Source organism: Candidatus Soleaferrea massiliensis AP7 (assembly GCF_000820765.1).
Classification (GTDB): domain Bacteria; phylum Bacillota; class Clostridia; order Oscillospirales; family Ruminococcaceae; genus Soleaferrea; species Soleaferrea massiliensis.
In genome coordinates, this window is record NZ_CCYH01000004.1 from 105,060 (window position 1) to 130,521 (window position 25,462).

Sequence of the window (25,462 nt, forward strand, 5' to 3'; positions counted from 1 at the left end):
CGTTCTGCCAAAATAAACTGGGATTCATCTGTTAAATGCGCTGTTCAGCTGACAATTCCGCCGATCTGCGGTATAATGGAAACACAATGGAGGGGAAGCGAATGAGGATGATCAGGGACGATATGCGAAAAAAGATATGGATGGCCGCGGTGATTGCCATTGTGCTGGTCCTGCTGGTACAGAGCATGATCGCAAGCGGAGGAACCCTGCCTGTCGATTCGCTGGAATGTACGCCGCTGCAGGACGGGTGGGTCAGGGTCTATGAGGACGCGCACAGCGAACCGGTCGACACAAGCAGACTCCAGGACAACCGGAAGGGGGAGCGGATGGTCGTCAAAAACCGCCTTCCGGAGGATCTTGGAACCAGCAGCCCGGCGCTGATGATCGGCATCTCGCAGCAGACCCTGCGCGTGCTGCTGGACGGAGAGGAGCTGTACTGTTTTGAAGCGCAGCCCGCGGGCTTCAGCCCGCAGATCACGCGGATGGTGATGCGGACGGTCCCCCTGCCCGCCGGCAGCGGCGGCAAGGAGCTGACGCTGGAGACCTATTCCCCCTACTGGGTCTTTTCCAAAATCCTGCCGACCGTTTATTACGGGTCGCGGTCGGATATGGTGCTGCACTTTCTGATACAGGAGTCCCCGAAGATGTTCAGCGGCATCGTACTGGTGGTGGTCGGCGCGTTCTTCTGGGCGGTCTCCAACGCCGTCGGAAAAAGAAGGAGACTGCTGCAGGACAACGCGAACCTGGCGGCCTGCAGTTTGTCAATCGGCCTTTGGCTGCTGACCGAATGCCGGATGCTGGCGGGCTTTGTGAACAACTACATCCTGATGTACTACATCAATTATCTGTCCTATGTCTTCATTCCCATCTTTCTGCTGCGGTTTCTGCGCGGCTCCTGCCACGGAACCCCCCGGAGGGTTGTCACGGGCGTGCTGGCCTCCTTTCGGGTGCTGCTGAGCGCGGGGCTTATCGGCGAGCTGACCAGATGGTACAGCTTTGCGCAGCTGCAGATACCGATCAATGTCATGATACTGGCGGGCAGCCTGATCGTCTTCATCGCGATGCTGCCGCGCACGCGGGCGAAGCTGAGAACCTGGATGCGGGCGCTGATGCCGGCGCTGCTGTTCAGCAGCGTGTTCTTCGAGCTGTTCTTCATGTACAGGAACGTCTATACGTTGGAGGAGAGCAACACCTATACGGCCATCTTAAATTCCTTCCTGCTGGTGATCTATCTGATTGCGGCCGGCTGCTATTACCTTGTCAAGGCCGTTTATAAGGACACGCAGGTGCGGTCGCTGGAGCGGCAGCTGAACGCACAGGCGGATCACTACACCAGGCTGCAGCGGTCCCAGGAGGAGCTTCGGGTGTTTCGGCACAACGTCAAAAACGATCTGCTCTGCCTGGACACGCTGCTTGCCCGCGGGGAGGTCGACGAGGCGGCCGAGTTTCTGCGGCAGATCGACGCGCAGGCGCAGGCTTGGGCAGGAAAGGTTCTCAATACCGGAAACCCGGTCATGGATGCGATTGTCATGGAAAAAGAAGCGGCCGCCCTCAAACAGGGCGTCCGCTTCGAAAAGGAGATTTCGGTATTGCCGAACCTTCCGATTCGGCCCATTTCATGGGTTGCGCTGCTTGGCAACGCGCTGGACAACGCGCTGGAGGCCTGCGCGAAGCTAAAGGAGCCTCAGCGGTTCATCCGTCTGACGCTGCGCGGGCATGGGAATTATCTTTCCATCGACATCCAAAACCCCTGTGCGGGGAATGCCCGCTATCCGTTCAGGACCTCCAAGAAGGACGCGCAGCATCACGGACTGGGGATCGCGAGCATGCGCTCGGCGGCCGCGCGGTACGGCGGGGATATCTCCATCGGCTGCAAGGATCATCTGTTTTCGGTCCATGTGGACTTCTGGAACCTCAGCCCTGAGCGGACGAAGCGGGAAGCTGTTCATAGTAGTTCCGAAGAAACTCCTTGACGCTCTTTTTATACCTTCGGCTGATCTGAAGCGCGGTTCCGTCGATGAGCAGCAGCGAGGTGTCCATGAGCTGGGAAAATTTTTGCGGATTGATCAGGTAACACCGGCTGATGCGCAGAAACCGATGACCGGCAAGCATCCCGCACGCGGCTTCCAGCGAGCCGATGTACGAATACTCCCGATTGCCGCAGTGGACGATAATCCGGTTTCTGAGAGATTCCAGATAGAAAATATCCCGCAGCGGAACGCGGACAAGGCTGTCCCGGGTCTTGACCAGGAAGGACGCGTGCTGATCGGCTTCGGCGGCCTGCACGGCTTCCAGAAAGACGGTTTCCAGCTGTTCCGGGCCGGTTTTGGCCTTCAGCAGATACTGCAGCGGACGCACGTCGAAGGCGTCGAAGACATAGCCGGGATACGAGGTCAGAAAGATGATCTGTGCCGTGCAGTTCTGCCGGCGCAGCTCCCGGGCCGCGTCGATGCCGTTCATCCGCAGCATCTCAACGTCGAGAAACAGGATGTCCGCGCTCCCGGGATTTTCGGAAAGATGGAACAGCAGCGTCTCCGCACTGGTGTATTCCCGTATCTGGACGCAGACGGCATGCCGCGCCGCGGCCTCTTCCAGGATGGCACGGTATTTGGCGCGCAGCGTCTCGCTGTCGTCGCATAGGATCACCGATAACATGGCAGCACTTCCTCCTTCCTGTATGCCGGCCGTCTGGCCGGTATTCTTCGTTTATATAGATCGGCTTCCTGTGATATATTTTAAAGCGGACGGATTTTGGGAGGGGACAACACCGCATCTTCAAATTCAAACCCGTATAAAGCCGTACGCCCGGCCCGGCGCCAACGGGAGACCATCCGGATTTGTCGGGCCTTCCGTCTGGACCGGCGGATCAATGTGAAAACCGTTTATCCATCAAAATAAACCGTTTGGCAAAAACGTCTGTTTTTTCTGCATGAAATGTGGTAAGGTAAAGATACATTCATCAAGCGGGCTGCATCATGGTAATCCGGCAGCCCCCGGTTTGGATGACCGGAATAGTTGATGGTTTCGTTCCAAAAGCGGTTGAATGCTCTTTTTAGCATAGCATTGGCAGGGAAAAGTGTCAACCGCGAATAATCGTGAGTACCAGTAATATTTGCATATATTCTGCGGCGCAGGCAGCCATAACTGCTCCGCAGGTCCTACATTGTGAGAGTGGGATGCTTCAGCCGCTGCGTTGTTTGGGATTGGTCGGCGCAGCGGCTGTTTCCCCGACCCCCATCGTGCTCCCTTTATGTGGGACAGTGGTTTGAATGACTATGCCGCCCTGGAAAAGAGGGCGGCCTTTTTCATTTTTAACAAAGCGGAAAAAGCGGCGCTTGGTATTTCTGCTGCTTGACAGCCGGACTGGTTGGGGCTTGTTTGGACTGAGCAGGCTGCATCCAATTTCCCCAGGAAATATGCCGGAAAGCGGTTGAAAACATGGCTGCGAATGCGGCGAAAGGAATATGGCGGTTGATATTGGCCTGCCGCGGTGCCGTGGAAGAGCACAGCTGGAAAAATAAAAAATTTTTCCAGAATAACATATCTGCGGATGCAGAAAAAACAGAAATGTACCGATGAGATCAGACTCTTATGACACGGTGTAAAAAGGCAGCTGAGATGAAAATATAAAATTTTCCGTAACAGCTGTATGATGCTGGAAAAAAGCAGGCGGATTGATCCGTCTGCTTCTTTTTCTGTCATTTATGGACAGGAATCTTTTCGAAATTTCCGCTTATCTATTGTCTTTGGACGGGGAACTGTGATATAATATGGGTAAATCGCGGAATATCGACATAAATTCGCGAAAAAAAGCATTTCCATTGCATTCTTAAACTTATGAAAAAATGTGTGGCTGCCGGTTCCGCCGACCAATCCCATTCATCTCGTAAGAGAAGGTCTAACCCGGCGGCCATACCGGTGTCTATTTTTTTAGACGCCGTCAACCAAACCCATTTGAGCAAGGCTGATTCCGCAGGCATGCGGGGTCGGCGAATTGGAGGCGGGAAGAGTATGGCAGAACAGGAAAATCTCAAGAAGTACAAAGCGGCCATTATTATTTTGTCCGTCCTGTTGATTTTGTCGGCAGCGGGCATCGCGGTTGTACAGATTGTGCGCAATTTGGATCATGCGCCAGCCTCGGTCGTTGTCCCCGACAACGTGATCAGCGAAGCGTCCAAAGAGAATTCGGGCGACGCGTCACAGGAGAGCGGCGACCAGAGCGGACAGGCACAATCACAGACGGATGTCTCGTCCGGGCAGGGACGTCCAGGCCAGTCGGCATCCGGCACGCCGGAAGACAGCGAATCCGGCGGCGCCCCGGACGGTACCCGGAGCGGCGCTTCAAACGCGCCGGGATCCTCGGTATCGGCAGGGGGACAGACCGGCACGGACAATTCACAGAATTCGGTGAATTCAAACACGTCCTCGGCGGGATCGCAGGATTCCTCGAAGGACCCATCCAGGCCAAAGGCGCCCTATCTGGAGCTTTACCAGGGACAGCCTTCGGTCAACCAGCCGTTCCAGGTTTCGGACATGCTGCCGGGTGACGAGCTCAGCAAGTATTTCTGTGTGAAGGCCTATCACGACGGCGATATCACGGTGCGGTTCCGCGCGCCCATCACAGAGGAAACCGGCGGACTTTCCAAGGTGCTGATGCTCCGGGTCACCGATCTCGGCAGCGACACCGTTCTTTATGACGGCAGCTTCGAGGATTGTCAGAATGCCGATATCCGGCAGGTGCTCACGGGCAATGCCGACAAGGAAACGATCAGCTACTACAAGATTGACGCCTATCTCGACACCAGCGTCGGGAATGAATACCAGCTCACCACGCTGAAGGCAAACTTTACCTGGGAGGTTTTGGAGGACACCTCGAGCAGCAGCTCGGACAGCTCCATCAGCGGCTCAGACAGCTCTGCCAGCAGCTCGGGCGCCGAGCCTTCCGGCGGCGCATCGGCTTCCTCGGGCAGCCATGCGGGAACCGATTCATCCGGCACCGGTTCGGGCGGCCTGATTCCGCCGTTTACCGGCGACAAGACCATGAACGCGCTGTATGTGGCGTTTGTGCTGTCTGCGCTGGGATTGATTGCAGTCCTGTTATTCAGGAAGCGGAAGGGGGCACGCTGATATGGCACAGGAAAACAAGAACCTGTCTAAATTACAGAAGCAGGTGCGTATGCACATCGCCGCCATCATTGTGCTGCTCGTTATGCTGATCATCACAACCCTGGCGCTGTTCTCCTCGATTGCCGAGGCGGACGGGAATGTCTTCCAGACCGCGCAGGTGAAAATTTCCCTGAACGGCGGCGAGAAGATCTTCCATGACGATGATTTTCAGCTTTCTCCCGGAAGCTCGATTGAAAAGAGCTTTACTGTCAAAAATGAAAGCAATGTCGAAGCCTATTACCGGCTTTATTTTGAAAATGTCAACGGACCGCTGGAAAACGCGGTGGAATTCCAGATCTATGATGGGGATAACCTGATCTATCAGGGCAAGCCGGCCCAGCTGGTCAAAACGGACCCGTGCCTTGCGCCCAGAAGCCTGCAGGCGGGGGAAACGCATACGCTGTCGATCAAGGCCGTGATGCTGGACGCGAGCGGAAATACCTATCAGAATGCCTATCTGGAATTTGACGTGGCCGCCGATGCGGTACAGGTTCGCAACAACCCGGACAAAAAGTTTGATTAAGGAGAAAGGCAATGAATAAAAAGAAGACACTCACCATTGTGGGAAGGGTTGTCACCGCTCTGATACTGATCTTTACGGTCTTTATCATGATCTTTACAATCTTTTCCGTCAACAGTTTCAATAAAGACGAAGGTGGATTGTTCGGCTACAAATTCTACATCGTCCTGTCCGACTCCATGAAAGGTGAATTCCAGTCGGGCGACGTCGTCGCCAGCAAGGATGTGGATGCCGACCAGCTGCAGCCGGGAGACATCATCACCTTTAAATCGGTTGACCCGGAGAATTACGGCGAGGTGGTCACCCATAAGATCAGAAGCATCACCGATTATGAAGGCCAGAAGGCGTTCGTCACCTACGGTATCGCCTTGGGCAACGACGACACCTATCCGGTTCCGGCTGATCGGGTAATTGGACAATATCAGTACGCCATGCCGAAGCTGGGCTATTTCTTCCAGTTCTTAAAATCGCCGATGGGCTACATCGTGCTGATCTTCATCCCGTTTGCGCTGCTGCTGATCATGCAGAGCGTCAAATTCTTCCGTCTGCTGAAACGCTATAAGAAGGAGCAGCAGGCGGAGATCGACCGCCAGAAGGAGGAGGTCGAAGAGGAGCGCAGGAAGGCCCGGGAGATGCTCGAGGAGATCGAGCGGCTCAAGGCGCAGGTACAGGGTCGGGAAACCGGCTCGCAGACGGCGGCGGCAGTATCCGAAGCCGCGGTGAAAACCGAGCAGAAACCCGAAGGGAAAGAGGATTCTCCGAAGGCGTAGTATAAATGAATAATACGGTATAGATCAGGAAAGGTGGTGCGAGCCTTGGCATCGCAAAGCAATCATAAAGAGACAGATCAGCCGAAAAAGAGGGGATACTGGATCAAATTCCTGACGATGGCGCTTTCAACACTCGGCATCGTGGCCATTTATGGCGTAACGGTCCTCGCATTGTTTGGAAGCAGCCTGACCAACAGTGATAATAAAATTCAGGCGGGCAATTATCTGGCAAAGGTCGACGCTGTGACGGAGCTTTCCGGAAACGACATCATGGTACGGGGAGAGACGTCGCTGTTCGCGACCAGCAGCAACGGAGTCCGCTCCTGCAACGATACCTTTGTCATCAGCGGAGATATTGCACAGGGAAAGGCTCCCTTCTATATTAAAATATCGAATCTGAAAGCGGGCAGCTCGAGCGGGGCAAACAGTTCCCTGGCGTTCAAATACATCCTTGACATCGCAGAGCTCAGCGGCAATGGAAGCATTGCCGTCGAAAAGGTCAGCGGAACGACTGCCGGCACACAGCTGAAGAACGATACGCTCAATCCGGGCGAATCGGACATCTATAAACTGACCTATCAGCCGGGCGCATCGCCGGCCAACGCTTCATCCGCAAATTCCGCGGACGCCGCGCCGAATTCCGCGGAAAGCAAGCCTGCCGATGCTTCGCAGGCCGCCGTATCACAGCCGGAAGCAACGCCGGCCGCAAACGGTGATCCGGCTGCAGGCGTTACGCTGCGCATCCAGCTGCGTACGGCATACACCGGCAAAGAGATTGTCACGGCATCAACTGCCGATGAAATCAAGACCGCACAGAAAGGCGCAACGGTATATCTGCTGAAGGATATCGAGGGAACCGACCTCACACTCAGCAATACGGTCAATTTCAACCTGAACGGGTATACGCTGAAGCTGAACAGTCTCACGATCAAGTCGGCAGAGCCGGCGACCGTCGATATCGAAAACGGTACGCTTTCGATTGGTGGAAAGATGATCAGCGACAATAACCAGATATCCGGTTCCGGCATCAAGATCGACGATACGGTCAAGCTGAACCTGTGGCAGATGAAGAAAGAAGCAGGTAAATAAGCAAACAGAAATAAGGTGCCGCGGAGGAAAAATCCGCGGCACCTTTTAGGTTGTATGAAAAAGACGGAACAACACTGGCTGGGCTTTGCTTGTTTGGATTTTTTTGTTCAATGGTTGTGCCTGCGTCTCTGGCGTCTTTTGCAGAAAAGCTTATGCTGGATCTGCCGGTGTGTGCCAGGCTATGTTTTCACAGTAAGCAAATTTTGCATGCTGTTTTGTAAACTGATTTTATATTGTTATCAAAATCCTCACTGCTGTACCGCATTTGGTACAATTTTGGGATAAATATAAGCTATAGTAAGGTCAGTACATGATCATGGAGGTCTGCGGCATGAAGAATTCGCTGTCCAGGTATACGCTTCGCATTTCATTTATTCTGCTTGATAAGTTGGGGTACATTGCAAATTCCGAAGGCCGCTCAAAGAATAAAGAGTTGGAACAGCTGGTCAGAAAGCGTATTGAAGAGTTTGAAGCAGTTCATGGGACCATACCGATTGATGACTATATGGAATAAGATCGTACAGAATGCGTTTATTCCTTCTTGTATAAGTATGGTGATTGTGATGATATCCCAAATAAGAAAGAGCCTGTATCCACAGCTGCGGATGCAGGCTCTTTTGCTTTTGTGATGTTACTGGCACGAAGATTGTCCGGTTTCAGCATCCGGACGGGCGTCAATACAGCTCGTCGTCCGGTTCGTTGCAGGTGATGTAGTTCGTCTTCTCTTCCACAAGCTTTGGCCGCAGCCACTTTTCGTATGCAATCCATGCGCCGACCAGTACGCCGGCCAGCGCAACCATGCCGCCGATGATTTTGAGGGTCAGTTTCATAAAAAATTCCTCCTTCTTATCTATCAATAATCAATCAATATGAGATCGTCGAATTCGTTGGAATCAAAGAGATTTGCTGTGGGCTGTCTGAGCTGCACCCAGCTTCCCTGATGGGGACGGCTGCCCAGGCAGAGCTTATAAAAGTTGCCGCGAAGCCGGTCGCCCGGCGCAAAGCTGCGGCGCGGGACATGCTTTTCAATCTGGTCTTCGGGTATGATCAGCTGTACACCCCAGTAGACACCCTGTAAATCCTCGCCCTCAAAGGGCTTTACCTCATCCGGCGTAAAGTTTGCGTATACCACGCCGTCCCGGTTGAAGGCCGCGTAAAGGACCTCTTCGGAGTGTGCGGGATCGAATTGGATGCGGAAAGCAAGCACGCTGTCCGTCAAAAGCTCTTTGGCGGGATGCCGCACTTCACAGACCGGGTGTGTCTCAAAGGCCCACATTCTCAGGGCAAACCCGCGTCCCGGCAGATAACACAGTATCACCTGTGCATATGGCTTATAATCCCTTGTTTCAAATGGATAGCAGGTGATTTTGCCGACATAATAGGAGTCCCAGACGATTTCCTGATCCTTGACAATGCTGATTTTGAACGCCATTCACGCAACACAACCTTACCTATCATTCATTCAGTAGTATTATAACATATATTATGGGAAATGTAAGGTAAAATACACAAGAATCCTGCCTTTCCACGCAAAATTCTTTTGCCGGAAACCACAGGGCCGCGAAGACTACGGTTTCCATCTTCGTATCACCATTCTGTCACCAAACGCTCGGCTGGCATCCGGCTATTGTTTACCATTTATTCATATTGCATTTCATACAATATGTTACAATGATATTAATTTGTAAAACTCACAATTTGAAAGGCGGTAACCATATGTATTCAGCTTTTGACCAGTTTATCGTATACGGACAGGCCGTAGCGAGTCTGCTGTTGTTTGTCGCTCTGGTTGTCGGCACCATCGTCGGCATCGTCCTGCTCATCAAAGGCATCAAGGCGCTGAACGTCTATATTGCCAAAAACACACCGAAGAACAATTTCCAGCCGGTACAGGATCCGAACCCGGTTTTCTTCGACAAGTTTGCGGATGAGAAACCGGCAGATAACACGTTTGCTGATGAAAAGAAGGATGAAAGCAATCCGGAATAATCAAAGCTTGTACATCGGGGCGGAGGACGAAGGTCCTCCGCCTTTCTGCGTTTTGTGTGGAGAACCGCAGGGGCAGTGAACCTCCTTTCTGTATTTCTATTTGGGGTATCCGAGGGGCATTGAACGGCTCTTCTGCGTTTCCATAGAGATAACTGTAGGGTCGCCAATACGCCATAGCGTGGCAGGATGCTATGAGGCTAGACGAGACCGTTCACAAGAAAAGCCTGTCCACAAACAGCGACAGAACGATTTTCTGATAAAGCATTGCGCATCGCCCGTGCCTCTGAACTGCGCTGGTGCGGGCACCATGCTGTCATCTGGGAGGTGGAAACTATCCTGCACAAAAAAGCTGCGTGATTGGGGGATTTTCAAGGGGGCGTCAGCCCCCTTGAACGGCCTTTTCTGGTACCTCTTTTGGCCGGCAAAAGAGGTACTGCCACCCTGCCAATGCTCATTGGCAAAACAAAAGGCAATCCGCCGCATACCGATGCAGAAAAGCTCCCACTCCAAAAGCCGCGCCGATTCTCATCAGCCAAAATCAATTTCCGTATTCCCGGAGATATCCGCCGCGCCGCGGTACAGGCGGGATTTCCCCCAAAAGCCTTTGACAAAATATTCTATGCGGGTGTATAATAGAAAGGATTTATGAGGCGGCGCTTTGGCGGCCGCCGTAACCTGATCAGGAAAGGAATCTGAATAAAACCATGGCATATGATATCATCGATGCGCATGCGCATATCTTCCCCGAAAAAATCGCGTTTAAGGCGACACAGTCGATCGGATCGTTCTATGACATCCCGATGGACAAGGTCGGCAGCAGTGAACAGCTCATCGAAAGCGGCTGCCGGATCGGTGTCAGCCGTTATCTCGTCTGCTCAACCGCAACCAAGCCGGAGCAGGTCGAGAGCATCAACGACTTTATCCATGCAGAATGTATGAAGCATCCGTCCTTTGTCGGGCTGGGCACCATTCATCCGGATATCCAGGACCCGATGCGGGAGCTTGAGCGGATTCGGGAGCTGGGCTTGCACGGCGTCAAGCTGCATCCGGATTTTCAGCTGCTCGATATCGACGAGGAGCGGATGATTCCGCTTTATAAGCGCTGTGCAGAGCTGGGACTGCCGATTTTGTTCCACACCGGTGACGACCGCTACGACTATTCCCGGCCGCAGAAGCTTTACAGCGTCAAGCAGCGGGTTCCGGAGCTTACCGCGATTGCCGCACATTTCGGCGGATACCGCCGGTGGGATGAGGCCGCGAAGTATCTGAAGCTCGACGGCATCTACTTCGACACCTGCAGCAGCCTGTTCCTGCTCAAAAAACAGGATGCGCTCGATCTGCTGCACTATTTTGGAACGGACAAGTTCTTCTTCGGCACCGATTTCCCGATGTGGGACCATGAGGAGGAGCTGCAGCGTTTTCTGAACCTCGGTCTGGACTACGAGACGAACAAGCGGATTCTGCACGACAACTTTGCGGAGTTTATGCATCTCGACGCAGACGAGAGGTAAAATGTCCCGCATACATCCCATATGTGTGGGTTGCGTATACGGGATTGCGGACAACCTGTGGTTTTTCGCCCCTTCGATATGCGGAACCTTTCTGCGAAGTCTGCAGGCTGGACGCACACAGCTCTTCTGGAAATCAGAGATGAAAGAAGCTTACGATCTCACTGATGGTTTCACGGCGTTGCCGGGAAACTGCGGATCAGGACATCGATACAGTATGGGGCCGCACGATACGGCCGATTCAATACCCACAAGATGGTTGGAGGAACGCACAACATGGATATCGCTTTAACGCTTACCCGGGAATTCCACCTGCGGGAGACGCAGGTTAAAAACACCATCCAGCTGATAGACGAAGGCAACACCATACCGTTTATCGCGCGTTACCGCAAGGAGCTGACCGGCTCTCTGGACGATCAGGTCCTGCGCGAGCTGTATGACCGCTTAAACTATCTGCGCGCGCTTGAGAAGCGCAAGGAGGAGGTCGCCGCCTCCATCACAGCGCTTGAGAAGATGACGCCGCAGATTGAACAGGCGTTGAAGGACGCGGACAGCCTCGCAAAGGTCGAGGACATCTACCGTCCGTATAAGCCGAAGCGCAAAACCCGCGCGTCCATCGCGCGCGCGAAGGGATTGGAACCGCTTGCCGCTTTCCTGAGCGCCCAGCAAAAGGATGCCGGCGACCCGCTCATAGAGGCGCAGCGGTATGTCGATGCGGAGAACGGCGCGGCGGACGCGGAGGAAGCGCTGCAGGGGGCGATGGATATCATCGCCGAGGATTTGTCGGACAGCGCGCAGGTCCGGGGCAGGCTGCGGGAATTCGCGTTCGGGTACGGCGTACTCAAGAGCCGCGCGGCGAAGGAGGAGGACAGCGTCTATGCGATGTATTATGAGTTCAGCGAACCGGTAAAACGCATCTCCGGACACCGCGTGCTGGCCATCAACCGCGGCGAGCAGGAGGAGTTTTTGAAGGTCAGCGTCGAGCTTGATGAGAACACCGCGCTCGGCATCCTGTACAACGAGGCGCTGATTCCCGGTTCCGCCTGCACGCCGTATGTGCAGAGGGCCGCGGACGACGCGTATGAACGGCTGATCTTTCCTTCCCTCGAACGGGAGGTGCGCGCGCAGCTGACCGAGACGGCATCCGAGCAGGCGATCAAGGTGTTTGCGATGAATTTGAGCCAGCTTCTGATGCAGCCGCCGGTTAAGGGCCGCGTGGTGCTGGGGCTTGACCCGGCCTACCGCACCGGCTGCAAGATCGCGGTCGTCGATTCGACCGGGCGGGTGCTCGACACGACGGTGGTCTATCCGACCCCGCCGCAGAGCAAAACCGAGCAGGCCAAACGGACGCTCAACATGCTGATTCAGAAGCACGGCGTACAGGTCATCTCGATCGGCAACGGCACCGCGTCGCGCGAATCGGAGATGTTTGTGGCCGACCTGATCAAGGAGACGCCGGGCGTCTCGTATGTGGTGGTCAGCGAAGCGGGAGCGTCGGTCTATTCGGCGTCCAAGCTGGCGGCGGAGGAATTCCCGGAATACGACGTGTCGCTTCGAAGCGCCGTTTCCATCGCGCGGCGGCTGCAGGACCCGTTGGCGGAGCTGGTCAAGATCGACCCGAAGGCCATCGGCGTCGGGCAGTATCAGCATGACATGCCGCCGAAACGGCTGGACGAGGCGCTTGGCGGCGTGGTGGAGGCGAGCGTCAACGCGGTCGGCGTGGATCTGAACACGGCGTCCCATTCGCTGCTCTCCCACATCGCGGGCATCAACGCGGCGGTTGCGAAGAACATCGTCGCCTACCGGGAGGAGAACGGCGCGTTCACCGACCGCAAGCAGCTGCTGAAGGTGCCGAAGCTCGGTAAGAAGGCGTTCGAGCAGTGCGCGGGCTTCCTGCGTGTGCCGGAAAGCGCGAATCTGCTGGACAACACCGGCGTGCATCCGGAGAGCTACAAGGCCGCTGAAACGCTCCTCACGCTCTGCGGCTATACCAAGGCGGATGTGAAGGCATCCGGCCTGTCCGAGCTGCGCGACAGGGCGGGTAAGATCGGTTTTCAAAAGCTCTCCGAAGAGACCGGCACCGGCGTGCCGACCCTGCAGGATATCGTCGGGGAGCTGCTCAAGCCGGGACGCGACCCGCGCGATGAGCTGCCCGCGCCGCTTCTGCGCACCGACATCCTGAAGCTGGAGGATCTGAAGCCGGACATGGAGCTCAAGGGCACGGTGCGCAACGTCATCGATTTCGGCGCGTTTGTGGACATCGGCGTGCATGACGACGGACTGGTGCACATCTCGCAGATGAGCAATCGGTATATCAAGCATCCCAGCGAGGTGGTCAAGGTCGGCGACGTCGTAAAGGTCAAGGTGCTGGATGTCGATGTCAAGAAGAAACGCATCTCACTGACGATGAAATTCTAGCTTTCGGTGCAGTTTTCCGGAAGCTCAGGTCCTGCCGGAAGATACATGTTTCCGTTTGGGGTTGGGTTCATCGGAAAAATCATGGCGGCAAGCGGGATGTGCGGCAGGTCGTGTGTCCCGCGGCCGGATATGGTTGTCATCGGTATACAATTTGAAACGATGTATCGTGAGGGGCAGGCCGTACCCTCACGATACAAAAACTGAAACTTTTTCGAAAAAAGGTCTTGCAAATTTGAGCGGGACAAGGTATAATAATTAAGGTAATTTGCCGGCTTGGCGGCAAACTGGAGATGCTGATGTGGCTCAGTTGGTAGAGCAGTTCACTCGTAATGAACAGGTCGCCCGTTCGAATCGGGTCATCAGCTCCACTTATCAGCGGTGGGTTTTTTAGGATTCCCGCCGCTTTTTTGTCCCCATTTATGGGGGGAACTGCAGCTTGTATAGATGAAAAGACGGCAGAGAATAGAGCCGGAGGGGAAAAGCCTTCCGCCGCTATTCTCTCTCTTTTGATGGGTGGATTTTTGGGCTTTGTTGTGTTAACATGAAAAAATGGTCCTGCAGTGGTTTTCCTCTCGCCTAGTTGGGGAGGAAAACCACATAAACTGGATTCTCATAAGACAAGTGTCTCTTCAGGAATTAACGTAACAGTGTCGATTTTTGATGCGGGAGGAACGGATATGTTTTCAAAACTCAAGGATTTTTTTGGCGGATATGCGCCGACCGGGCCGATTGAATACATGGTGGTCGGGTTGGGCAATCCGGGAAAGCAGTATGAGAACACCAAGCACAATGTCGGGTTCATGGCGCTGGACATCCTTGCCGGGAAGATGCAGGCGAATGTGACGCGGCTCAAATTCCAGTCCCTGTGCGGGGACGGCATGATCGGCGACAAGCGTGTGCTGCTGATGAAGCCGTCCACCTTCATGAACAAATCCGGCGAGGCCGTGCGCAGCGCCATGCAGTTCTACAAGGTCCCGATGGAGAATGTCCTGGTGCTGTTTGACGACATCTCCCTGGAGCCGGGCAAGCTGCGCATCCGGCGCAAGGGCTCGGACGGCGGACATAACGGCATCAAAAATATCATATATTTAACCGGTAAGGACACCTTCCCGCGCGTCAAGATCGGCGTCGGGGGCAAGCCCTATCCGGATTACGACCTGGCCGACTGGGTGCTGGCCCCGTTTACATCCGACGCGCGAAAGCAGGTCGATGCGGCGCTTGCAAACATCCCGGAGATCGTTTCGCTGATTGTAAGCGGGAAGACCGATCAGGCCATGAACCGTTTCAACAAATAAACGGACGGCTGCCATCCTGCGGCGCTGTTTTTCCCACAGCGCGCGCCGCGGAGATTTTCATAGACTGCCGTCATGCGTGACAAAATACAGACAGGATGCTTTGTATGGATGTCCATTTTCTGAAGATGCGAATACAGAAATATCCATCGGCTTTTAAACCTGCGGGGATTCACAAAAAATAAAATAATATGATCAATCAGATAAAACCGCCGCCGGGCCTTCCCGGCGGCGCTGTACCCTGTCCGGAAAACAACATCACGCCGCTTTTTGAGCGGAAAAGGAGGTTCGATCATCCGTGCTGGAACAGATCGTCCGCAAGCTTTCGGAATACCAACAACTGAAAAAATATGTGCAGCAGGGCCGTCTGCCGGCAGGGGTTGTGGGGCTGTCTGCCATCCATAAGGCGCAGTTTGCCGAAGTCCTCAGCAAGGATCTGGACCGGCCGGTCCTGATGATCCTGCCGGATGAGGCGGCCGCCACCAAGATGGCCGAGGATATCAACACCTTTTCGGATGGCCGCATTGCGGACGTCTATCCCAGCAAGGACTTCATCTTCCGGGATGTGGACAGCGCGTCCCATGAATACGAACACCGGCGGCTTTCGGTGCTGGGCCGGGTGCTCAGCGGCAGCTGCCGCGTGGTGCTCTGCGCGGCCGAAGCGGCGGTGCAGTTCACGATCCCGCCCAAAAAGCTGCTGGACGCTTCCTTCACCTTAAAGGCCGGGGAGGGCTGTCCGCTCGAACAGATTCTGCAGAAGCTCGTACAGCTCGGCTACCAGCGCTGTGACCTGGTGGACGGTGTCTGTCAGTTCTCGGTGCGCGGCGGCATTCTGGACGTCTTTCCGCCGTTCTCCGAAGCGCCGGTGCGCATCGAGTTCTGGGGGGACGAGATCGACACGATCTCCTACTTTGATCCGGATACGCAGCGGCGCACCAACTCTTTTAAGCAGATTCAGATCACCCCTGCGCGGGAGATTCTGTTCGAGAATCCGGACGCGCTCGCACAGCAGATCACCGCGAAGGCGAAATCGCTGCGCGGCAAGGCGGCCGCGGCCGCCAAGGAACAGCTTTTGAAGGATGCCGAGCTGCTGCAGGGCGGCGCGCAGCTCGGTTCCTATGACAAATACATCGGTCTCGCCTATGAGCGGGCCACCATCTTCGACTACTTTCAAGAGGGCATCGTTCTGGTCAGCGAATACGTCTCGGCGAAGGAGACTCTGCGCGCGTCGCTCTGGCAGATGGAAGAGGATATCAAGATTCTGTTCGAAGAGGGCGTGCTCTGTAAGGGGCTGGACAGCTTCACGCTGACGGCGGGCGAATTTTCCGGCACGCTGGCGGACGCATCCACCATCCTGATGGATACCTTCGCGCGCAGCTCGACCGACATCCCAATGCGCGAGCTCATCAACCTCAGCGCGGTCAGCCAGTCAGTGTGGAGCGGGGAGTTAAAGCTCCTGCATGAGGAGCTTGAGGATTTCCTTGCGCGCAGATATCACGTCGTTGTGCTGGCCGGCACGGACAAGTCGGCGTCGGCGCTGTGCAGCGACCTCATAGCCGACGGCGTCAGCGCGGTCATGAAACAGGATGTGACCGAATTTGTGCCGGGGCTGGTCAGCATCCTGCCGGGCTCGCTTTCCGGCGGCCTCGAGTATCCGGGGCTGGATGTCGTGGTCATCACCCATTCGCGGATCGCTTCGGGCAGCCAGCGCAAAAAACGGAAATCCAAGACCAAGGACAGCATCAAATCACTGTCCGATCTGACGGTCGGCGACTATGTGGTGCATGTCTCCCACGGTATCGGCATCTTCGAGGGGATTCAGAAGCTCGATATGCACGGCGTGGTGAAGGACTATATCAAGATCCGCTATTCCGGACAGGATATCCTGTATGTGCCGGTCACCCAGCTGGATCTTGTCAACAAATACATCGGCGTCAAGGACGACCGGACGGTCAAGCTCAATAAGCTCAACAGCGCCGAATGGCAGAAGACCCGCAGCCGGGTCAAAAAGGCCGTGCAGGATATGGCCAAGGAGCTGACCGCGCTGTACGCGAAGCGCCAGCAGGCCAGGGGTTACGCGTTTGCCCCTGACACCGACTGGCAGATGAGCTTTGAGGAGCGGTTCGAATTCGAGGAAACCGACGACCAGCTGCGGTGCATCGAGGAGATCAAGCACGACATGGAGAGTGAGCGCCCGATGGAACGGCTGCTCTGCGGCGACGTCGGCTTCGGAAAAACCGAGGTCGCGCTGCGCGCCGCGTTCAAGTGCGTCATGGATTCCAAGCAGTGCGCGATCCTGGTACCGACGACCATTTTGGCCTGGCAGCACTACAAGACCGTGCTGAAACGCATGGAGGGCTTCCCGATCCGCATTGAACTGCTGTCGCGCTTCCGGTCGCAGAAGCAGCAGGAGCAGGTCATCCGGGATCTGAGGTCCGGCAAGGTGGATATCGTCATCGGCACCCACCGGCTCGTGCAGAAGGACATCCGGTTCAAGGACCTGGGGCTTGTGGTCATCGATGAGGAACAGCGGTTCGGCGTCGCGCATAAGGAAAAGCTCAAGGAGCTGCAGCAGAATGTCGATATCCTGACGCTGTCGGCTACGCCGATCCCGCGCACGCTCAACATGGCGATGACCGGGATCCGCGACATGTCGGTCATCGAGGAGGCGCCGCAGAACCGGCATCCCGTGCAGACCTATGTGCTGGAGCACGACATGGGCATCCTGGCCGAGGCGATCCGCAAGGAGCTGCGCCGCGGCGGGCAGGTGTTCTACCTCTACAACCGCATCGAGACGATCACCCAGTGCGCCGCAAGGCTCCAGAACCTGCTGCCCGACGCGCGCATTGTCATCGCGCACGGCCGGATGGGGGAGGAGGAGCTTTCGGAGGTCTGGCGCAAGCTTCTGGAGCACGAGGTGGACATCCTGGTCTGTACAACCATCATTGAAACCGGCGTGGACGTCCCGAACTGCAACACGCTGATCATCGAGGACGCCGACCGGATGGGGCTTTCCCAGCTCTACCAGATCCGCGGGCGGGTCGGCCGTTCCAACCGGCACGCCTTCGCCTACTTCACGTTCAAGCGCGGCAAGGTCATCTCGGATGTCGCGGCCAAGCGGCTGCAGGCGATCCGGGAGTTCACGAAGTTCGGTTCCGGCTTCCGCATTGCGATGCGCGATCTGGAGATCCGCGGCGCGGGCAACATCCTGGGCGCGCAGCAGCACGGCCATATGGAGGCGGTCGGCTACGACATGTACCTGAAGCTCTTATCCGACGCGGTTGCGCTCGAGCGCGGCGAGAAGCCGAGCGCGGCGGCCGACGAATGCATGATCGATATCCGCATCAGCGCGCACATCCCGGAAAACTACATCTCCAACACGCTGCAGCGCATCGATATCTATAAAAAGATCGCCGACATCAAGTCCGAGGACGACGCGTTCGACGTGACCGACGAGCTGATCGACCGCTTCGGCGACGTGCCGGACAGTGTGCACGGGCTCATCGAGGTGGCAATGGTCCGCAACAAGGCGGCGCTGCTCGGCATCGAGGAGATCAAGCAGAAGGACGACAGCTTCTTCTTCTATCCAAAGAACCTCGATATGCAGATGGTATCGGAACTTGCCGCCCGGCTCAAGGGCCGCGTGATGCTCAACGCATCCAGCCAGCCTTACTTTACGATCAAAGCACAGAAGAACGAACGGCCGATCGATGTGATCAAGCTGGTCGTGGGATAGATGTGAAATGTGTATGGATGGAGAATACGAAGTGCCATTCTCTGATAAATAATATAAAAAGGAACGCTCCTGATGCAAGACATCGGGAGTGTTCCTTTTTTTGCAATCAACAGATTATGTCCGACAGGCGTTTCCGCGTTAGATGCCGCTGATATCGAGCTCCGCAGCATACAACATGAACGAAAAACCTTGATTGTATTCAGAACGGTCAGTCCACAGCTTTTTTATATACCATCGGCGTATAACGTATACCGCCGGTGAGCTGTTCGGTATCGGTTTCTATGAAACCCAGGCGGCGATAGACCTCGACGGCATAGGGGGAGGAATTGACAGTAAACCGGCATGTTCCTGCGTGTTCGAGCAGCCATGCAAAGAGGGCTTTTCCGATGCCGCGGCGATGATGCTCCTTTGCGACGAAGAACAGCGAGATGTGATCACCCCGTAAAGCGAGGACGCCGGCTAACGTTTCCCCATCGTATGCGCCGCAGGCGGTCAGCGCGGCAACCGCATCCGCGTCGTGGATGTAGTTATAAAAGGTCTGCACGCCGGCTTCGGAGTATTCCGGCGCTTCGAATTCCAGAAAGACCCGCCAAACCAGCTCCACCAGCGGCTGCAGGTCCTGCGGTGTCAGTTTCCGGAGGGTATACATCCGTCTCAGCTCCTTCCCCAATAAACGCAAGGCGATATGGAACTCCATACCGCCTTTTATATATGTATCGATTCAGTGCCTATTTCTTTAACAGCCATACCGTGGTCAGAATGGTCAGCGCGGAAATCACCGCATCGACGACCATGACAGGCCACAGGCCGATCAGATTGAGAAGCGCCAGCACAATCAGCGCAAGCTTGGAAAGCACCGACAGCGCAATGTTCAGCCGCGCCGTCCAGATGGTGCGGCGGGAGAGCCGGATGGCGTCCGCGACAGAGGAGACCCGGTTGGACATCAGGATCACATCGACCGTGTCGATGTCCAGGTTCGCGCCCAGTCCCATGGCAAGTCCCACATCGGCGCTGGCCATGACCGGCGCGTCGGCGATGCCGTCCCCGACAAAGATGACGGCGTCCTCATCCATGCCGGCCTGCTGCAGGAAGAACAGCTTGTCGTTGTTGTGCAGCAGATAATAGAATTCATCAATGCCGGTCTGATATTTGATCTTCGACGCGGCTTCCTTGTGGTCGCCGGTCAAAAGAATGGTCTTTTTGATGCCCATCTTCTTGAGTGCCTGGATGGTGTTGACGGCATCCTCACGCAGCGTGTCGCTCAGATAAATCGCGCCCTGCAGGGTGTCGTCGGTTGCGATGTAAACATCGGCGAGCGCGTCGCCGATCTCGATGCCCTCCTGCTTCATCAGCCTTTCGGAGCCCACAATGACCCGCCTGCCGATCATCGTGGCGATGACGCCCAGCCCGCTGAGCTCCTGATGATCCATGATCACAAGATTTTCCGGCTTCGGACAGGCCCTCGAAATCGCACGCGCGACGGCGTGGTTGCTGTAGCTCTCGGCGGCAGCCGCCAGCTGCAGGATTTCCTGCTCACCCATACGGCCCAGGCTCTTGACCTGCCGGACCGTCAGGACCCCTTTGGTCAGCGTACCGGTCTTTTCGAACACGGCCAGTCCGGTTTTTGCGAGCACATCCATGTATTTTGCGCCCTTAAACAGGATCCCTTTGCGCGCGGCGGCACCGAGCCCCGAAAAGAACGCCAGCGGAACCCCCTTGGCCAGAGAAAACGGGGAGGCCGCCGCCAGCAGGATCGCGCCGATGGCAATCCAGTACTGGTGGCTGCCGAAGCCGAAGAACGGCGGCAGAACCGAGATCAGGATGGCCAGAACGATCATAACCGGCGCAAAGATGCGCGGAAAGGTGTGCGCGAACCGCTGTGCCTTCGCCTGCTTCTGCATCGACTGATGAACCGTTTTAAAGACCTTGGATGCCGCCGAATGCTCGAAGTCGCGGATGGCCTCGCAGACCAGCTCCCGGTCGCGGTTCACCGTGCCGGAGAGGATGATGTCCCCCTCCCGGACGCTGACCGGGATGCTCTCGCCCTTGAGCGCGTACGGATCGATCGTGGATTCGCCCTGCAGAATCTGCGCATCCACCGGAACCTTTCCGCCGACCTCAACGACCAGCCGGTCACCGACCTTGACAAGCTCGACCTCGATCTGCTTCCGATGCCCGCGCTTGTCCTGCAGGACCGCGGTTTCCGGGCAGATGTCGTAGAGCTTCTCCAGGCTGTGCTTGGAATACCGAAGCGCATACACGACGAGCCTGCTGCCGGCCATGTAAAGCACCATCGCCAGAAAGCCGTCCACATAACGGCCGACCGCAAACGACGCAATGACCGCGAGCAGCGGAAGGAGCGCATTGTCCAGCCGGGTCCGCAGAAGGCTGCGGAATACCGACAGGATAACCTGATGGCCCCATAGAATGGCGGCCAGCGCGAAGCAGATGGTTTTGCCAAGCTCCCCGACCGGGCAGAGCCCGACGATCAGCGCAATGGCGCCGGCTCCCCAGAATCCCGCCCGTACCGGATGGGAATGAACCCATGATTTGCATGTATCGAAAAGCCCGCGGGCTTTTTTTGGTAAGGTGTGTTTGCTTTGCTGCTGTTTCTTCCCCATATTTCACATCCCTTTTACCTGTTACGTCCCTGTATGTATGACTTTTGTCCAAAGCGGAAAATCTTCCGGATGGTTTCAGCGTTTCTTGAATCAATTTTACCATAAATATTTCCGGAAAAAAACCACTCTGATAAAAGTTTACATCCTAAAGGCCCGGAATGTCAAGCGCAGCGATCTGAACATTCTGGTAATAGTGCAGTAAAATGTCACGGTAGCTGCTTCCCTGACGCGCCATGTAGTCGGCGCCGTATTGGCTGAGACCAACCGCGTGCCCATATCCGACGACTTGGAAGGTGAAGCTGCCGTCCGCGTAGGAGATCTCGAAGTCGGCGGAGCGAAGCCCGAACACCTCCCGCAGCTCCTTGCCGGTGGTTTCCTGGCCGCCGGCCTTCAGGGAAAGCACCGTTCCGGAATCCGAACGGGTCAGGTCGGTGAACCATTTCTGGCAGTCGTCGCCGAGCTTGATGTCGGGGAATTTCGCGGTCAGCTTGGTTTTGACCTCATCCGCCGTCAGCTTGACGGTGGACGCGTAGTCCGGCGAGAGCTTATCCCCCTCGCTGTCGACCGCGACCAGATAGGGAACCGATGAGCTCCAGACGTTTTCCGCCTGCTCGGTTTTGCCGAACGAGATGGCATGGTAGGCCGCAATGATCGGCTGCTCCTCGTAGACCAGGCATTCCTTGAGTACGGCGTCGGCGGCTTCGGTGATTTTGGACCAGCGCAGCTCGAAATTGCTGCCGAAAAACTGTTTGGCCTGCGTTTCGGTCATGTATCCTTTCAGGTTGGACGGGTCGGCGGAGAAATCCGCTCCCTTGAGCGTTTCATCCTTCTTCTGCTTCTGCTGCTCTCGCAGCCTGAGCGCATAGGTATGCGCCGCGACGGCCTGTGCCTTCAGCGCCTCGGTGTGATAGCTGGCGGGCATTTCGCACGCGACTGCGCCGCGGACATAATCGCGCTCCGAGACCTTGTTCACCTTGCCGGTCGAGGCGTCCAGAATGTTGAAATAACCGTCAGTTTTGATGACGGTGTCCGCGTTTCCCTGATTCTGCATGTCCCCGCTTGACGTATGCGGGGTTGCCGGCGGCGTCTGCTCGGCGCCGAAATTGATCGACAGAATGGGGATGGCGGCTATTAAAAAGATGAGCACTGCTGCCAGAATCACTTTACTCTTCATAATCAGACGGCGGATGTGTTCGGTATCCTTGCCGAAAGGCCCGAAGCATCCGGCCCCTTCCTCCTTTGATGTTCATGGATTTTTCGGTGCGGCCAAGCGCGCCGATGTCATGCCGGGCGGTTATTACCATCCTATTCAGAATCCCCTGCAGATATGTCCGGGGAGATCATCCCTCTGCCCAAACGGGAAGTGTGTCTGTATTCAGAACCATTCAAAACGGCTCTGAAGTAGATGGTATCGGGCGGTTCCTTTTGTGCGTTTGTTGATATGTTTGTCTTCCATCAGGCGTTGTGAGTGGCGTTTAGAAGGGGGGTGTGGCAGGGAATGTATAAAGACAAGCGAATTGCTGGCTATAGGCCATTCTTTTGGCACTTTGATACTTCGGCTGGCTGTATGCTGGGGGGATTTTAATAGCATCCAATCGCCATGACAGCTATGTCCGGCAATGATTCAGCCGGGTATTGTTTGGGACGTATTCAGACCTCTGACAACAAAGTGAGCATACTTATGTTAACATGACTTTCATCAGCAAAGGAAGGATGCCGTTGTGCGGTGTTTTTGTTGGAAGGCTGCGTCCGCTAGCAGCACCCCGTCGCAGAAACCTGAAGATACGGATGTGGACGCGGCTGAGTGCGTGAAGGAACTTGCGGGATAAGCTGCAAGTTTATACACAGACACATCTTAAATTCACAGATAACAGCTTGACATTAATGGGAATGTGGCATACAATAAAACCATGTGTAAAAAAGTATTCCTTTGCAGCCCCAGGGCGGGGCGAATCTATAAGAGTGGTGATTTTTATTGATTAATCCGCAAAGCCATTACTCAGAGCGTGACCGGCAGAACTTAAAAATGCTGTGCGATGAGTTCCTCAAATACAACCACATCGACAAGGCCGCGTACGAGAAATACGAGGTCAAGAAGGGCCTCCGCAACGCCGACAGCACCGGCGTTCTGGCGGGACTTACCAAGATCTGCAACGTGCACGGCTACATCATCAATGAGCGCGAACGGATTCCCGCCGAGGGAAAACTGACCTACCGCGGTATCGATATCAACGACATCGTTGAAAACTGTATCCGGGAGAACCGGTTCGGTTTTGAAGAGACGGTCTGGCTGCTGCTGTTCGGCAGTCTGCCGACAGCGGAACAGCTTGCCAAATTTCAGGACATCCTGGAGTACTATCGGGAGTTCCCGAAGGGCTTTCTGGAGGATATTATCCTGAAGGCGCCTTCCAACAATGTCATGAACAAGCTGGGCCGTTCCGTTTTGGCGCTGTATTCCTACGATCACAATCCGGAGGATACCAGCCTGACCAATGTGATGTTCCAGGCCATCCAGATCATCGCGCGGATGCCGATCATCATGGTGGAGGCATATCAGGTCAAAAAACGCTATTACTACAATGAAAGCATGTACTTCCATCCGGTCGTCAAGGGCTACAGCGTTGCGCAGAATATTCTGGCGGGGCTGCGCGCCGACCAGAAATTCACCGAAGAGGAAGCCAAGCTGCTCGACATGTGCCTGATCCTGCATGCGGAGCACGGCGGCGGCAACAACTCCACCTTTACGGCAAGGGTGCTCACCTCTACAGGCACCGATACCTATGCGGCGATCTCGGCCGCCATCGGTTCGCTGAAAGGCCCGCGTCACGGCGGCGCCAATCTCAAGGTGATGGAGATGCTCGAAGCGTTCAAATCCGGCGTGTCCGACTGGAGCGACGACGCGCAGATCAAGGAATTTCTGCGCAAGATTATCCGCAAAGAGGCGGGGGACCGTTCGGGACTCATCTACGGTATGGGCCATGCGGTCTATACGATCAGCGATCCGCGCGCAGTCATCCTCAAACGGAACGCGAAGGCGCTTGCCGCCGAAAAGGGCATGGAGGAGGAATTCGGCCTGCTTGAGTCGATTGAGCGGCTGGCTCCCGAGGTCTTCTATGAGGAAAAGGGCCTTGAGAAGGTCATCTGCGCCAATGTGGACATGTACTCCGGCTTCGTTTACCGGATGCTCGGCATCCCGCAGGACCTGTTTACCCCGATGTTCGCCATCTCGCGTGTGGCGGGCTGGTGCGCGCACCGCATTGAAGAAATTAACAACAGCAAAAAGATCATCCGTCCGGCCTATAAATCCCTGTCCACGCCTGCGCCGTATATCCCGATCGGCGAGCGCGGCTAACATCCTCTGATAGAAGAAAGGACAACGTTATGAAACTGAAAGCTTCCTATCTGGTACTGATCTTCGGCGTCCTTCTTGCACTGCCGATCCGCATCATCGAATTGATCGCCTTTATCGACGGCAAAACCGGATTTTCCCTGGAAGGGGATTTCATTGCGCCGGTTCTGTACGCGATTCTGGTTCTGACCATCGTTGCATCGATTCTCTTTTCCTATCTGAACCGGTCACACCCGTCCATCATTCTGGACCGGGATAAGCCGCTGTACATCCTGACGCTGGTGCTGGGCGGTTCGTTCGTTGTGCGCTGTGTCATGGACATCATCCGTGCGTTTGGCGTTACAGGGGATTCCACCTTCCGCATCATCATTTCGTTTTTCGGTATCCTGATCGGTGTGATTCTGCTTTATATGGGCGTCTGTCAGATGAAATACAACACGATTTTCAGTGCCTTCCTTTCGGTGCTGCCGGCTATCTGGGTGGTGCTGCGGCTGCTGCAGCTCTTCACCGAATACACCACGATCATCAGTGTGTCGGAGCATCTGTTCAAGCTGCTCTTCTATGTGTTCATTGCATTGTTCATGGTCGGTATGGCGCGCATCTGGTCGCATACCCAGCCGGACAAGGGTTCGCGCGGGGTGTTTGCCTATGGCATTCCGGCCGTTGTGATCGGCGTGCTGGTCACCATTCCGCCGATCATTGCGCAGCTCAAGGGCAGTACCTCCCTGATGGAGTTTGTCTGGAGTGAAACGCTTCTTGAACTGGCGCTGACCGCATTTGCCGCATACATGGTACTTTACCTGAAGAGGCGGGACCGGGACGCGCAGCTGGCTTTGGAAGAAGAGCCGGAAGATATTTCCGAAGAAGTTTTAGAAGAAACAACAGAGACAGAATAGCATTCACCGCGGTCAGATGGATTCTGTCAAGCGATACTAACATGATTCATAATTGATGCCGACGGTTTTTCGGTATCGTCCCATAAAAAAATTCGGTTCCGCCGGAAG

At 55.5% G+C, this 25,462-nt stretch carries 20 protein-coding genes and 1 tRNA gene; 14 read left to right on the forward strand and 7 right to left on the reverse strand.

Features of this window, described 5'->3' with window-relative positions; all coding sequences use genetic code 11:
* Nucleotides 1–101: 101 nt before the first annotated feature.
* Nucleotides 102–1,973, forward strand: a complete 1,872-nt coding sequence (locus BN348_RS00785) for a sensor histidine kinase (protein ID WP_040195572.1) — start codon at nucleotides 102–104, stop codon at nucleotides 1,971–1,973.
* On the opposite strand, the gene BN348_RS00790 is transcribed toward BN348_RS00785, so the two are convergent.
* Entirely contained in the window at nucleotides 1,915–2,655 is a 741-nt protein-coding gene (locus BN348_RS00790; protein ID WP_040195573.1) for a LytR/AlgR family response regulator transcription factor, read from the reverse strand. The two genes, BN348_RS00785 and BN348_RS00790, sit on opposite strands and share 59 nt — an antisense overlap.
* A gap of 618 nt (nucleotides 2,656–3,273) precedes the next feature.
* Entirely contained in the window at nucleotides 3,274–3,702 is a 429-nt protein-coding gene (locus BN348_RS13735; RefSeq protein ID WP_156136356.1) for a hypothetical protein, read from the reverse strand.
* 309 nt (nucleotides 3,703–4,011) lie between these two features.
* On the opposite strand from BN348_RS13735, the gene BN348_RS00795 reads away from it, so the two are divergent.
* The 5 genes from BN348_RS00795 (at nucleotide 4,012) to BN348_RS00815 (ending at nucleotide 8,059) form a co-directional block, all read left to right on the forward strand.
* Nucleotides 4,012–5,127 (forward strand): dermokine domain-containing protein, encoded by a 1,116-nt coding sequence (locus tag BN348_RS00795; RefSeq protein ID WP_040195575.1) that lies wholly within the window; start codon nucleotides 4,012–4,014, stop codon nucleotides 5,125–5,127.
* A 1-nt stretch (nucleotide 5,128) separates the two neighbouring features.
* Nucleotides 5,129–5,689 (forward strand): SipW-dependent-type signal peptide-containing protein, encoded by a 561-nt coding sequence (locus BN348_RS00800; RefSeq protein WP_040195576.1) that lies wholly within the window; start codon nucleotides 5,129–5,131, stop codon nucleotides 5,687–5,689.
* Nucleotides 5,690–5,700: 11 nt separating this feature from the next.
* A complete protein-coding gene (locus tag BN348_RS00805) occupies nucleotides 5,701–6,456 on the forward strand; it encodes a signal peptidase I (protein WP_040195577.1) in 756 nt (251 codons plus the stop codon).
* Nucleotides 6,457–6,501: 45 nt separating this feature from the next.
* Nucleotides 6,502–7,545: a hypothetical protein gene (locus tag BN348_RS00810; protein ID WP_040195578.1), complete on the forward strand. Its 1,044-nt coding sequence runs from the start codon at nucleotides 6,502–6,504 to the stop codon at nucleotides 7,543–7,545.
* Between the two features lie 331 nt (nucleotides 7,546–7,876).
* The gene (locus tag BN348_RS00815) at nucleotides 7,877–8,059 is read left to right on the forward strand and encodes a hypothetical protein (RefSeq protein ID WP_040195614.1); all 183 of its coding nucleotides are present in this window, start codon (nucleotides 7,877–7,879) and stop codon (nucleotides 8,057–8,059) included.
* Nucleotides 8,060–8,219: 160 nt separating this feature from the next.
* Here the strand turns inward: BN348_RS00815 and BN348_RS13740 are convergent, their stop codons facing one another.
* Together BN348_RS13740 and BN348_RS00820 are read right to left on the reverse strand one after the other, a co-directional pair.
* Nucleotides 8,220–8,375 carry a hypothetical protein gene (locus BN348_RS13740; protein ID WP_156136357.1) on the reverse strand — a complete coding sequence of 52 codons (156 nt, stop codon included), beginning with the start codon at nucleotides 8,373–8,375 and terminating at the stop codon, nucleotides 8,220–8,222.
* Nucleotides 8,376–8,398: 23 nt separating this feature from the next.
* The gene (locus BN348_RS00820; RefSeq protein ID WP_040195579.1) at nucleotides 8,399–8,977 is read right to left on the reverse strand and encodes a DOMON domain-containing protein; all 579 of its coding nucleotides are present in this window, start codon (nucleotides 8,975–8,977) and stop codon (nucleotides 8,399–8,401) included.
* Between the two features lie 284 nt (nucleotides 8,978–9,261).
* Here BN348_RS00820 and BN348_RS00825 point away from each other — a divergent pair, with 284 nt between their 5' ends.
* The 6 genes from BN348_RS00825 (at nucleotide 9,262) to mfd (ending at nucleotide 18,488) form a co-directional block, all read left to right on the forward strand.
* Nucleotides 9,262–9,534, forward strand: a complete 273-nt coding sequence (locus BN348_RS00825; protein ID WP_040195580.1) for a DUF4190 domain-containing protein — start codon at nucleotides 9,262–9,264, stop codon at nucleotides 9,532–9,534.
* Between the two features lie 704 nt (nucleotides 9,535–10,238).
* Nucleotides 10,239–11,045: an amidohydrolase family protein gene (locus tag BN348_RS00835; protein WP_040195582.1), complete on the forward strand. Its 807-nt coding sequence runs from the start codon at nucleotides 10,239–10,241 to the stop codon at nucleotides 11,043–11,045.
* A gap of 273 nt (nucleotides 11,046–11,318) precedes the next feature.
* Nucleotides 11,319–13,460, forward strand: a complete 2,142-nt coding sequence (locus BN348_RS00840) for a Tex family protein (protein WP_040195583.1) — start codon at nucleotides 11,319–11,321, stop codon at nucleotides 13,458–13,460.
* 292 nt (nucleotides 13,461–13,752) lie between these two features.
* Nucleotides 13,753–13,828: transfer RNA gene (locus tag BN348_RS00845), tRNA-Thr, on the forward strand.
* 309 nt (nucleotides 13,829–14,137) lie between these two features.
* Complete coding sequence (gene pth, locus BN348_RS00850) at nucleotides 14,138–14,755, forward strand: aminoacyl-tRNA hydrolase (RefSeq protein WP_052446588.1); 618 nt, start codon at nucleotides 14,138–14,140, stop codon at nucleotides 14,753–14,755.
* Between the two features lie 295 nt (nucleotides 14,756–15,050).
* Entirely contained in the window at nucleotides 15,051–18,488 is a 3,438-nt protein-coding gene (gene mfd, locus BN348_RS00855; protein ID WP_040195586.1) for a transcription-repair coupling factor, read from the forward strand.
* Nucleotides 18,489–18,696: 208 nt separating this feature from the next.
* On the opposite strand, the gene BN348_RS00860 is transcribed toward mfd, so the two are convergent.
* The 3 genes from BN348_RS00860 to spoIID form a co-directional block, all read right to left on the reverse strand.
* The gene (locus BN348_RS00860; RefSeq protein ID WP_040195587.1) at nucleotides 18,697–19,137 is read right to left on the reverse strand and encodes a GNAT family N-acetyltransferase; all 441 of its coding nucleotides are present in this window, start codon (nucleotides 19,135–19,137) and stop codon (nucleotides 18,697–18,699) included.
* A 79-nt stretch (nucleotides 19,138–19,216) separates the two neighbouring features.
* Nucleotides 19,217–21,109, reverse strand: coding sequence for a heavy metal translocating P-type ATPase (locus BN348_RS00865; protein WP_040195588.1), 1,893 nt, complete (start codon nucleotides 21,107–21,109; stop codon nucleotides 19,217–19,219).
* 145 nt (nucleotides 21,110–21,254) lie between these two features.
* Complete coding sequence (gene spoIID, locus BN348_RS00870; RefSeq protein WP_040195589.1) at nucleotides 21,255–22,283, reverse strand: stage II sporulation protein D; 1,029 nt, start codon at nucleotides 22,281–22,283, stop codon at nucleotides 21,255–21,257.
* An 801-nt stretch (nucleotides 22,284–23,084) separates the two neighbouring features.
* Between spoIID and BN348_RS00875 the strand changes: the two genes are divergently transcribed.
* Both BN348_RS00875 and BN348_RS00880 read left to right on the forward strand, forming a co-directional pair.
* Nucleotides 23,085–24,461, forward strand: a complete 1,377-nt coding sequence (locus tag BN348_RS00875; RefSeq protein ID WP_278247727.1) for a citrate/2-methylcitrate synthase — start codon at nucleotides 23,085–23,087, stop codon at nucleotides 24,459–24,461.
* Nucleotides 24,462–24,490: 29 nt separating this feature from the next.
* Nucleotides 24,491–25,354, forward strand: coding sequence for a hypothetical protein (locus BN348_RS00880; protein ID WP_040195590.1), 864 nt, complete (start codon nucleotides 24,491–24,493; stop codon nucleotides 25,352–25,354).
* Nucleotides 25,355–25,462: the final 108 nt, after the last annotated feature.